Here is an 11,167-nt window from a genome sequence, read left to right on the forward strand (position 1 = left end):
AACCAACATTGTCACGCATGTGATCGATCCGTGGCCCGCAACCTCTCGCAACAAGTATTTTGCAGTCAATGGCCAACGCATGCAGCGTGCGGTTGAGAACTATCGATGCGGGCGAGTTGCGACCAGCAGCGGCGACGGCGATAGCGGCGGCGGCGGGGAGAGCAGCACGCCTGGCCAAGGCGCTTCGCCAGGCGGCAAGGGCGCCTGCTGAGCGGAAGGCAATCCGAGTGTTCTAGCCCAATGCGCCACGCAAAGAGGCACGCTTCGCGGGTCCGATATTCGCAGCAGCGACACGGCACTTAGGGTATCGAAATGGACAATGCCAGTTCACAGACAGGGCTTTTGCGGTTAGAGCCGGACATGTTTAAATACCGTTTGATTGTTGCGACGGTGGCGAGACTTGCAGAAAGCCGCGAAGGCATTGCAAGGGCGGGGGAACTATGAAGCGATCTATCAAGCCTGCCCTCTTGGCGGCAACACTTCTCCTTGGGGGCTGCCAATCGATCGACGCGACAGGCCAAGCTCGCCTCGCCACCCCGACCGAGGAACAATATGTCAGCACCGATGAGCCGCGGCGCGTCGGACGAGAGCAATTTGCCCGCGGAAACTACGCGCTGGCTGAACGCTATTTCCAAGACGCCGTTGAGCGGGCACCACAGGATGGCGACTCTTGGGTGGGGCTTGCCGCAAGTTACGACCAACTCGGTCGGTTTGATCTCGCCGACAGGGCGTATCAACGCGCAACAGAAATCAAGGGAAATACACCGCAATTGCTGAACAATCGCGGCTACTCCTATCTCTTGCGAGGTGACGCCGCTCGCGCCAGCGCTCTCTTTCGGCAGGCGCTTTCAACGAGCCCGGATAATCCGACCATCAACAACAACATCACAATTCTCAAGCGCGCGCCGCTCTCGCGTTAGTTGTGACTTTTCAGGCTGTAAGTCGCGCGCGAGACACTTCACGCATCGAGGGGAGGGCTCAGTCCCAATTCGTTCAGCTTTGCCAGAACGTCGATGATCGACCGCTTGAGGCGCATGCTGATGACAGGCGCGGGCATCCCCTCCTTCGCCAACTTGACCAGTAGGTGCGTATTTTCGAGGGTCCAGAGCGCGTTCGAGGTTATGACATCTCCTCCGATCCATGAGCGTCCCGGCTAACTTGGGCGGGAGTGGGGCCGTCCGCTGTGCAGGGGGCGCGGCGCGCCCTGTATGTACCAGTGGGACATTTGGTTCGCGTTATCGGAGCAGTCCCACTGATATATCGGATCAATCCGAACCCTTGTATTGTCAGGCTCGGTTGCGGAGGCTAAGGCCTCTCTCAGGGACGTTGGCGCTGCGACCGACGAAAAGCCAGTTGAGTATTTGATGTCATCACTAAACGTTAGACGGACGAACATACCCGATGTCATCGTCATCAGACCTCGTCGTTTCTCAGACGAGCGGGGTTGGTTCACCGAAACCTATAATTCCCGGTCGTTCAGTGAGGTTCTAGGAGACACTGCCTTCGTGCAGGACAACCAGGCTTGCTCACTGCAGCGCGGGACCCTGCGGGGCCTCCATTTTCAGGTTCCGCCCGAGCCACAAGCAAAGCTAGTCCGTGTGCTGCGCGGCTCAATCTTCGACGTCGCCGTCGATCTGCGGGTGGGTTCGCCGACTTATGGATGCTGGATCGGGGAAACCCTGACTGCCGAAGGCGGAGAGCAATTGTATGTGCCGCGCGGCTTCGCTCACGGGTATTGCTCCCTCGAAGACGCGACCGAGGTGGCGTACAAGGTGGACGGCTTTTACTCGCCGAGCTGCGATGCCGGTCTGGCTTGGAACGATCCCACCATCGGAATCAAGTGGCCGATCGAGCCCACTGAGGCGGTTTTGTCGGACAAGGACCGGGTGCTTCCTTCATTCGGGACGTTCAATTCGCCGTTTTTATTCTAAGCAGGGCGCTGCCGGCCAAACACCATCATGCATTGACAGGCGAAGTTGCGGCGACCTGTCAACCTCTGACGGTGTTGGGCAACAAGAGCTCCCTCAAATCACCTCATCGAAAAACTGTCTTTCGCACAACGAAGAAAGCCTGAGCCCACAGGGTCAGGCTTTAAGGAGAACACTAATGAATCGGAAGGGCATTATTCTTGCGGGAGGATCCGGCACGCGGCTGCATCCCTTGACGCTGGTGACGTCGAAGCAGTTGCTCCCGATCTACGACAAACCGATGATCTATTATCCGCTCACCACACTGATGCTCGCCGGCATTCGGGAGATCCTGATCATTACAACGCCTGATGACCAAGCCAACTTCAAGCGGCTGCTGGGGACCGGAAAGCAATGGGGCGTCCAAATCGAGTACGCAATCCAGCCGAGCCCCGACGGTCTCGCGCAGGCGTTCATTGTCGGGGAAGACTTTGTTCGCGGTCATCCCTCGTGCCTCGTCCTCGGTGACAATCTCATCTACGGCCACGGGCTTCCGGAGGCGTTGAAGACTGCACACTCCCGGGGGAGCGGCGCAACAGTGTTCGGCTACCAAGTGGAGGATCCCGAGCGCTACGGTATCGTCGAATTCGACGAACGGAGTCGGGTGAGCTCATTAGAAGAGAAGCCGTCGGCGCCGAAATCGCGTTGGGCCGTGATCGGTCTCTACTTCTATGATGAACAGGTGGTCGAGATGGCAAAGGCGTTGAAGCCCTCGGCGCGGGGTGAGCTCGAAATCACGGATCTCAACAATGTCTATCTGACGCAAGAGCAGCTTTATGTCGAAAAACTCGGCCGAGGTTATACTTGGCTCGATGCGGGGACGCACGAATCGCTGCTAGAAGCCTCCGAGTTCGTCCACATTCTCCAGCATCGCCAGGGCCAGTTGATCGCCTCCCCCGAGGAGATCGCATACCGGCAGGGTTGGATCACTTCGGACGCCTTCGAAGCGGCCGCGGCGAAGCTCGGGAAGAGCAAGTACGGTGCGGCCCTCAAGATGCAACTGCAGTAGATGAAAGGGCGACGGTAAGCGATGCGCAGCCAAATGGGGCCTCGCAAGGGCGGATGCTCAAGTGAGTCGGCCACCCATTTCACAAGGATTGGGGCGCCCCATGATGTAAGCTGTCTAAGCATGGAGCAACCTTAGCGGGACCTTTCGACGCAGTTCGAGGGGCGCCGGCAGTCGCTCCCAAGGGCGCGGCATATGAACAAAATAACCTAGGAATTATAAAAACGTGGGAAGACATTTTTTCTCTTGATCCATGCGCGCAAAATGCTACTCACCATTCGGTAGTAGAAGAATTTGGGTTTCGCGCAAAGAGCGGGCCCGCTCGGGGGTTTCAAGTTGGCTAGTGTTGGCAGTGCATTCGATGGCGTCGTTTCAGGCGACGCCTACAGCTACTTTCTGCGCAATATCCCGCGCTCCGCTCGAGGCGATTCGCTGAACGTGCGTGATTTCTCGGGTTCTGGACCGAGTACAATCAAGGCCACGAGCGCGTCTGACTACGTCATCCTCGGACAAGGCGATAAGCTCGCCAAGCAGACCTCGGCTCCGAAGGGTTTCGACACCGTTCAAACCAGCGGCAGCATCAACATCAGCGGAACCAGTTTTCAGGGTGTCGTCCTGACCGGTTCGTCCAATGCGACGGTCACCGGCGGCAGGTTGAATGATCTCATCGCCGGCAACGACGGGAATAACCTGATCAAGAGCGGCGACGGCAAGGATGTCATTGCCGGTGGCGCAGGCAACGATTCGATTTTCGGCAATGCTGGCAGCGACAGCCTGTTTGGTGATGCCGGCCACGACAGACTTTTTGGTGGCGACGGGAATGATCTGATTAAAGGCGGCGACGGCAACGACGCGCTCCGCGGTGACGCTGGCAAAGACAAGCTCTATGGTGGCGAAGGCAACGACGCGCTGACGGGTGGCGAGGGCAATGACAGCCTCTTCGGCGATGCTGGCAATGATAAGCTCTATGGCGGGAGTGGGAATGACGTCGCCAACGGCGGCGCTGGCAATGATTCCGTTAGCGGCGATGCTGGCAACGACAAGCTCTATGGTGGCGAAGGCAACGATGCGTTGCGCGGCGGAAGCGGCAAGGATTCGCTCTTTGGCGACGACGGCGACGACTCGCTGTTTGGCGATGCCGACAACGATCTGTTGAAAGGCGGGGCTGGCAACGATCGCCTGAATGGCGGGACTGGCAACGACACACTCTACGGCGATGCCGGTGACGACATCCTGTCCGGCATGTCGGGTGGTGACAGGCTGTTCGGGGGCGCCGGCGACGACAGGCTCTTTGGCGGAGCAGGCGACGACACGCTCTTGGGCCAGTATGGTTCGGATTTCCTGAGCGGTGGTTCCGGTGATGATGCCTTCAAGATGCAGAAGGGCGCCGCCGGCGACATCGATACGATCGCCGACTTCAATGCAAAGGACGACGTGATCGACCTTTCCGGGACGGCTGCTCACAAAAGCAAAATGAAGGGCCTGCTGCTGCAAGCTGACGGTGATGGAAACACCATCGTGACGGTGAAGGCTGACGGCACCCAGTTCAAATTGGTTGGTTACGACCCCGACGACATCCACTCATCCTTCTTCCACTTTTGAGGCATGACAGCTAGCACCGTTAGGACGATGCTTCCGATCTCGCAAGAGACGGAAGCATCTCCGTTTTTCGTCATCCCGCATTCTGCGCATCTGGCTTACGTCTGGTGTCAGCTTCACGGCGGAGCTGTGCTTGACGAAATCTACGTAGCCGCGACGGCGGTAGCCGTGCTTGATCGCAAGAAGCTGTTTCGCCCTGGTCAGAGCCTTGAGGTTCTTCTCATCGAAGCGCCCGATCTGCGCGACGGCGTTGGGTGCGAATTGCATCTCATTTTAAAGGCGGGTCAGCGCCAAACACTTGACGTGCAGGCCCGGCTTGCTCGCTGGGATGATCCTGATACCAGCCGGGTCCTCAAGTTGATCGCGAAGCGGTTTAGTGTAGACGGCGAACCGCCTCATACCTTGGAACGCTACCTCGCATTCACGAGCGCTTGGCAGGCACCCGGCGAGTGCATCGAGACGTTTCCGGAAGGCCGATTGGCCCAAATTCACCTCGACTGCGCTGAGCCCGAAATTGATGCCTACGCGCTGACCACGCGCGGGCTCGCCAGTGTCGCGGTCAAGGTCCTGCTTGCAAGACGCGGCAGCTGCGTGATCTGGCTCGACGGCGGGCTGCCCGGAAATTTGTATTTCGATCTCGGCGGGGACCTGGTTCGCGTCAGCCTGCAAGAGGGCAAGACCTCATCGCCGTCCCTCGTCGCGTCCTGGACTCCAGCTGAGAGGATGGCCCTGATTGAAGCTCTCCACGCCGGCGTAAAGCGTGTCTCGGACAGGCTTCATCAATGGGTGGCGACGCTGTGCGARCCGCAGGCTGTGCTTACTGCGGATGACATATCGGTTGATGTCGTCGGGGCCATTAGCTTGCCCTCGAAAGAACTCGCTATCTTTCTCGGCGTGAAGGGTATCGTAGCCGACCTTGATGGCCTTGAATTGGAAACGTTTGGGGAGCCGAATGAGTCTCATCTCGAAGTCTTCTCTTGCGACACTGAACCGGCGGCCCAGGATGGCTGGCAGAGCCAGTTTATTCTGACGACCACTTGCGCCGCTTCAGCGCTTACATGTCATCGCTTGAGCTGGACACTTAACGGCAGGCGCTCGACGGTGTGGCTTCGCGAGACACTTGGCGGTCACGCGCGCGCCTACATGATAGCCCGCGACTTCATGACAGTCGCGAATGTCCATGCGGATGTTTTTGCATCCGTGCTTCACCCTGTCGCAACGATGGGCGCGGTCGTTTCGCCCCCTCGGCTTACACGTCGGATGGATTTCGGATCCTATGAAGACGACGCGTGCGCTGATGTCATCGTGTTTGCCGATGCGGATCTCGAGGCGCTTCATCGAACGATTGTCGGGTTGTCCCTGACATCGCGCATACAGCCCTTTAATGTCCACATCTGCGTTTTCGATCACGGCACTATGGCTAAACTTATCGAGAGGGCGCCTAAGGGAGCGGATCGTTACGCTCTTCCGCTTCGCCTTTCCTGCTACGGTTCGCGGACCACGGAGGCAGAAGTCACGAGGCATTTGATAGAAGGCGATCGCCCCAGCGTCTTCGTGCGCGCGGGGGCCGTGCCTCGGCGGTCTGATTGGTTGACTCTGGTTCTCGAAAAGCTTCAGAAAACGCGCAACAGCTTTCTCATAGGAAAAAGCGGAACGATCGAGCCTGGACAAAGCGCGTCGCTCCCGATCAGTTCGCTTGATGAGATCCTGACCGAAGGACGAGAGGGAGAGGTCGCGCCAGGGCTTCTGGCTTTCGCGGCAGCTCCCGGTTCCGTGTTCAAGATGGAGCAGACGCCTCGGTTGTTCACGATGGAAGCTTTTCTGTTGCACCTTTCGGTCGAGGCCCTGGCTTCTCCGTCGTGCGATATTTTCGCGGCGTCCGAATTAGCTTTTGCCCAAACGGGAACGCGTGACAATGCGGACCTGGTGCAAGCCAAATTGGATCATTATAGCCTACGGGCCACGCGCACGTCGCGACCCGGCAATCGCGCAATCTAGTCGTCATCGCGACTGGCCGCTAAACAGGTTACCCGAGTCCAAGTTGAATGATGCACAACCCGAACTCAACTGCGTACAGGGATGACGATGTCAGAACGGCGCTGCGAGCCTGCGCGCCGCACTTCGTCTTTGCCTTCGTCTTCAATGGGTTAGTGAACATCCTTTTGCTCGCCTATCCGATCTTCATGATGCAGGTCTTTGACCGCGTCATCGCCAGTCGAAGCTGGGAGAGCCTTGTGGCGCTTCTGATCGGCCTCGCGATCGCGATGTCCGCTAGCGCGATCTTCATGTGGGTCCGAGGCATGCTGTTGCTGCGTGCCTCCGCCCGGATCGAGAACCGTCTCGCCAACCGTCTGTTCGGCGTGGTTGTCCGCCAGTCCGCCGACGGCACCGGCCCGGAGAGTGCACAACTCGTGCGCGATCTCGATAGCTATCGCCAATTTGCGACAGGCAAAGGCGCTATCGCCCTCATGGACTTGCCGTGGGGCGTGTTCTTCCTCGTCGTGATCTTTGTAATTGACCCGCTGATGGGCGGGTCAGCCGGCGTCTGTATTGTCATTCTGACCGTCGCCACCATCGCGAACACTGCTCTCACCAAGCCGACGTTGATCAAGGCAAATGTGGTTGGCAGCGCCTCGCAACATTTCAGTGAAGTGGTCGCCCGGGCCGGAGGCGTTGTTGTTGGGTTGGGAATGGTCAATGCCGTCGTCCGCCGCTGGCGGCGAGACCGCGATAAGGCCATCTCTGCGCAGTTCACCGCGAGCGGGCGCGGAGTTACCTTCTCGGCGTTCTACGGCTCGGCCCGCGTCCTCATGCAAGGCGTTTTGCTGGCGGTCGGCGTGATGCAAGTGATTAACGGTCACGCGCCGGTCGGGATTGTGTTCGCGTGCGTCATCATCTTTCAGTATGCCATGAAACCGATCGACCAGGTCATCGCTGCATGGGATGACTATCATGTGGTCAGGAAAGCCGCCGAGCGGATGAATAAGGCGCTAGATCGGAGCCCTGAAGGTTCAATCAACCTTCAGCTGCCGCGTCCGAATGGGTCTGTCGCGTGTAAGGACGTGAGCTTTGTGCCCTCGGGTTCGGATAAGCCGATCCTCAAACGCATCAGCTTTTATTTGGAGGCCGGCCGCAGTCTCGGTCTGGTCGGGTTGAACGGCTCCGGAAAGACCACCCTGGCACGCATTCTGACCGGAAGCCTGCGGCCAACCGCCGGCACGGTCAGGATCGACGGCGCAGAGCTCGGTCAGTGGGGCAACGAAGATTTCGGTTCTTTTTTTGGCTACCTTCCGCAGAATGTCAGCCTTCTGCCTGGGACCGTCGCCGACAACATCGGCCGCTTCGGTCGTTTCTCCGACGACGACATCATTGACGCGGCCAAACGTGCGCGCGTTCACGACCTTATCTTGCGCCTACCCAAGGGTTATGAGACGCCACTCGACGAAAATTTGTTATTCTCAGGCGGCCAGCGGCAGCTGATTGCCCTGGCGCGGGCCATCATCGGACAGCCGGCTGTCGTGGTGTTGGACGAGCCCAATTCCAATCTCGATGGCCCCGGGGAGGAGGCGCTTGTGGCGTGCATCCAAAATCTGAAGGAGCGCGGTACCACTGTCATTCTCATCACCCACCGGCCTAACCTCGTGGTCCATCTCGACCATGCGGCGGTGCTGCGCGATGGCATGATGGTCAGCTTCGGCACCACGGAAGATGTCTTCAAACGGCTCGGCCGCCCGACCGTCATCAAGAAATTGGGCAATGCCAATGGCTAAGAAGCAACCAGTCGTGGCCGTGGCCACAAAGCCGTTCAAGGATTCGGCCTTTGGACCGGTGCTGGTCGGCGGTCTAGCCGCGCTCACGCTAGTCGCGGCTGTGACCGGATGGTCGTCGACCATGTCGGTCGCTAGCGCCGCCATCTCGTCCGGAAAGGTCGCGGCGGAGGGCAACCGCAAGGCGGTCCAGCATCCGACCGGAGGCGAAGTTGGCATCGTCTTTGTACGCGAGGGACAGCTGGTGGAAGCGGGGCAGAAGCTGATTCAACTTGAATTGGCGGATGCTAAGGCTGAGGCGGCGGTGCTGAACAGCGGTCGTTTGGCGGCGATTTTTCGAGCCTCGCGGCTTCAGGCTGAGCGCGCGGATGCCCCTGAGATCGCGTTTCCCGAGCAATTGCTGGATCAGAAGGCTAATCCCCAGGTGCAAATGTTCTTTCAACAGGAACTTGCTTTGCTGACGGCGCGGCGTGCTGCTTATCTCGGTCAGGTAAGTCTTCTGAAGCAGCAGGTCGACGGCAGTCGCCGCCAGATTGTGGGATTGAATGAGCGGGCTGACGCCGCGCAGGCGCAGTTAAGAAGCATTAAGGACGAGTCGACGTCGCTCCAGCCCCTCGTCAACAAGGGCCTGATTGCGCGCCCGCGGGTTCTCACCTTGGAGCGGACCGCGTCGAGCCTTGAGGGAGACATCGCCACCATATCGAGCCTGATCACGGCGGAAAATGATCGCATTCGGTCGGCCGAGATCCAGATCGCGCAGTTGACCAAGGAACGCCTCGAAACAATTGCACGCGACAGCGCCGAGAATGACGCACGCCTTGCCGAGGTCGAGCCGCGCTTGATTTCGGCGCAGCGGCGCATGACGCAGGGTGTGATTGCGGCGCCCGAAAGCGGTTATGTTTACGGCCTGTCTGTCTTCGGGCCCGGGGCCGCTTTGGCGCCCGGTCAGACGGCACTCGAGATCGTGCCAAAGGATGATTTGATGGTCGTCTCCGTGGAGATAGATCCGACCGACATCAATCGCGTCAGCCCAGGCCAAGCGGCATCGATTCACTTTCTGCCCTACCGGCAGCGCTACAGCAAACCGATCCGCGGCACCCTTGAGAAGGTGTCGGCGGATCGCTTCGACGACAAGGCGGCCAACCGCGTCTATTACAAAGGCGTCGTCAAAGTTAACCCCGATGACATCCACGCTGCGGGGGTCGAGATGACGCCAGGGATGCCCGCGCAGGTGACGATCGAAACCGGAAAGCGCACCATCCTTGCGTATTTTCTTGATCCCATATTCAAGATTTACGATTTTGCTCTCAAGGAACAATAGGAGACATCATGGCGACCGGACGTACAGGACAGGGAATTGACCAATCAAGGGGCGAGACCGCGAGCGGCCGCGCCGTGAATTTGCAAGGCGACAGCCCTGAATTGGTGGCGTTCGCGCTGCTGCGCTATCTCGCCCAACTCGAGCAGGCTCGCGTTCCGGAGACAGGTGTGGTGTTCGACCGTGAGTGGCTGCTTGTTGCGTATGCGGATTGTCTTAACGCGGTGAAGGGCCAGAGCCCTATTGCTTCAATTGCCTCGACGGCTCCAAAGGCACCGTCCACGCCGGCTCGCGGCTCCACGAAACGCTGAGAAGCCTTCTTTAAGCATCGAGCGCCTGTTCTATGAGGCGCTCGTATGCCGGCAAACAGACGGTGCGAAAGTCGTAATTGTCGACGATCAATCGCCGAGCGTTCACCGAAATCAGGGCGCGCCGATCCTGGCTTTCGGCCAGGTCGGCAATCGTCTCGGCCAGCTTCCGGGTGTCGAAAAAGTCAGTGAGAACGCCGGTCTGGCCGTCGTGAACCACTTCCGACACCGGCCCAGTCGCAGAGCCAACGATCGCACAGCCGCAGGCCATTGCCTCCAGGAGCGACCAGGAGAGAATGAAAGGGTAAGTTAGATAGACATGCACCGTCGAGAGGCGGAAGAGATTGATGAGCTCGCGATAGGGGAGGGTTCCCAGGAAGTGGACGCGATCCAGGTCGATGACAGATCCGACCTCGCCGAGCATGGCCTGTTTCCAGGTCCCGCCCTTGCTCGGAGCGCGACCGTATCCCCCTTGTTCCTTGCCGACGATCGCGACCTGTGCGCTTGGCATTAATCTCATGAGGTGGGGCAGCGAACGCATGAAGGTATGGAAGCCGCGATAGGGCTCCAGCGTGCGCGCGACATAGGTGATGAGAATTTGCCCGGGTTGGATCGCACGTCCTGATGGCGTGAGAAGCGGCTCGGCCGGACCCGGTTTCGCCACGGCTGTGTCGACGCCCTCGTGCACGACTGTGATGCGTTTGTGAACAGCGCCCGGAAAAGTCTTCGCTTGCCAGCGGGTTGATGAAACCAGCATGTCGGAGAGTGCCGCCGCCTGCAGCGTTGGAAGATTGCGGAGCGACACGTAATGCATGTCCATTGACGGCACCTGGAACTCAGCGTCAAAGTCCAAATCGCTCGCCTTGCTCCCATAATAATACTCCAGATGCGATATGAGTTTTGTGTGCGGGAAAACGTCCCGCACAAACAGCGCTTCGCCCCAGCCCGGGTGGACAAAACAGAGATCGGGCGAAAAGCCTTTCTTTTTTAGGTCAATCAGGCGCCATCGAACGACATCGCCACGTCGAACCTGTTCGGAAAAAAACGTAAGCGGCGGGAACAGATCTGACGGCGTGTCGCGTCCTGAATTGTAGCTCTCATAACGCACTCGGCCGAAGCCTTGCCCCAACCGTTTGTTCTGACCGAACGCGACGACCTTAAAATCATCACGAGTGCCGAGCTCCGTTGCCAGAAGCTTGTAC

Annotated in this window: 9 protein-coding genes and 1 pseudogene; 9 read left to right on the plus strand and 1 reads right to left on the minus strand. The window is 58.9% G+C overall.

Going from position 1 to position 11,167, the window contains the following annotated elements; genetic code table 11:
- The 9 genes and pseudogenes from AC1DVM_RS20610 to AC1DVM_RS20650 form a co-directional block, all read left to right on the plus strand.
- Nucleotides 1-211 (plus strand): annotated as a pseudogene (locus tag AC1DVM_RS20610) (hypothetical protein); the annotation flags it as partial.
- Nucleotides 212-467: 256 nt separating this feature from the next.
- Nucleotides 468-920 (plus strand): tetratricopeptide repeat protein, encoded by a 453-nt coding sequence (locus AC1DVM_RS20615; RefSeq protein WP_477257570.1) that lies wholly within the window; start codon nucleotides 468-470, stop codon nucleotides 918-920.
- Between the two features lie 444 nt (nucleotides 921-1,364).
- Nucleotides 1,365-1,931, plus strand: coding sequence for a dTDP-4-dehydrorhamnose 3,5-epimerase (gene rfbC, locus AC1DVM_RS20620; protein WP_477257586.1), 567 nt, complete (start codon nucleotides 1,365-1,367; stop codon nucleotides 1,929-1,931).
- A 175-nt stretch (nucleotides 1,932-2,106) separates the two neighbouring features.
- The gene (gene rfbA, locus AC1DVM_RS20625) at nucleotides 2,107-2,976 is read left to right on the plus strand and encodes a glucose-1-phosphate thymidylyltransferase RfbA (RefSeq protein ID WP_477257572.1); all 870 of its coding nucleotides are present in this window, start codon (nucleotides 2,107-2,109) and stop codon (nucleotides 2,974-2,976) included.
- 333 nt (nucleotides 2,977-3,309) lie between these two features.
- The gene (locus tag AC1DVM_RS20630; RefSeq protein WP_477257574.1) at nucleotides 3,310-4,575 is read left to right on the plus strand and encodes a calcium-binding protein; all 1,266 of its coding nucleotides are present in this window, start codon (nucleotides 3,310-3,312) and stop codon (nucleotides 4,573-4,575) included.
- Nucleotides 4,576-4,602: 27 nt separating this feature from the next.
- Nucleotides 4,603-6,570, plus strand: a complete 1,968-nt coding sequence (locus AC1DVM_RS20635; RefSeq protein WP_477257576.1) for a hypothetical protein — start codon at nucleotides 4,603-4,605, stop codon at nucleotides 6,568-6,570.
- Between the two features lie 47 nt (nucleotides 6,571-6,617).
- Nucleotides 6,618-8,342: a type I secretion system permease/ATPase gene (locus tag AC1DVM_RS20640; RefSeq protein WP_477257578.1), complete on the plus strand. Its 1,725-nt coding sequence runs from the start codon at nucleotides 6,618-6,620 to the stop codon at nucleotides 8,340-8,342.
- Complete coding sequence (locus AC1DVM_RS20645) at nucleotides 8,335-9,660, plus strand: HlyD family type I secretion periplasmic adaptor subunit (protein ID WP_477257580.1); 1,326 nt, start codon at nucleotides 8,335-8,337, stop codon at nucleotides 9,658-9,660. The genes AC1DVM_RS20640 and AC1DVM_RS20645 overlap by 8 nt, the downstream gene beginning before the upstream one ends.
- Nucleotides 9,661-9,668: 8 nt before the next feature.
- Nucleotides 9,669-9,968, plus strand: coding sequence for a hypothetical protein (locus AC1DVM_RS20650; protein ID WP_477257582.1), 300 nt, complete (start codon nucleotides 9,669-9,671; stop codon nucleotides 9,966-9,968).
- A gap of 10 nt (nucleotides 9,969-9,978) precedes the next feature.
- Here AC1DVM_RS20650 and AC1DVM_RS20655 read toward each other — a convergent pair.
- Nucleotides 9,979-11,167: glycosyltransferase (locus AC1DVM_RS20655; RefSeq protein WP_477257584.1), on the minus strand; the 1,189-nt coding region annotated here is incomplete at its 5' end.

The sequence above is a fragment of the Microvirga sp. P4_A5 genome, from assembly GCF_056402495.1.

Coding starts and splice junctions, on each gene's coding strand:
- rfbC (WP_477257586.1), top strand. CDS start 1,365: ATGTCATCACTAAACGTTAGACGGACGAACATACCCGATGTCATCGTC.
- rfbA (WP_477257572.1), top strand. CDS start 2,107: ATGAATCGGAAGGGCATTATTCTTGCGGGAGGATCCGGCACGCGGCTG.
- AC1DVM_RS20640 (WP_477257578.1), top strand. CDS start 6,618: ATGATGCACAACCCGAACTCAACTGCGTACAGGGATGACGATGTCAGA.
- AC1DVM_RS20645 (WP_477257580.1), top strand. CDS start 8,335: ATGGCTAAGAAGCAACCAGTCGTGGCCGTGGCCACAAAGCCGTTCAAG.
- AC1DVM_RS20650 (WP_477257582.1), top strand. CDS start 9,669: ATGGCGACCGGACGTACAGGACAGGGAATTGACCAATCAAGGGGCGAG.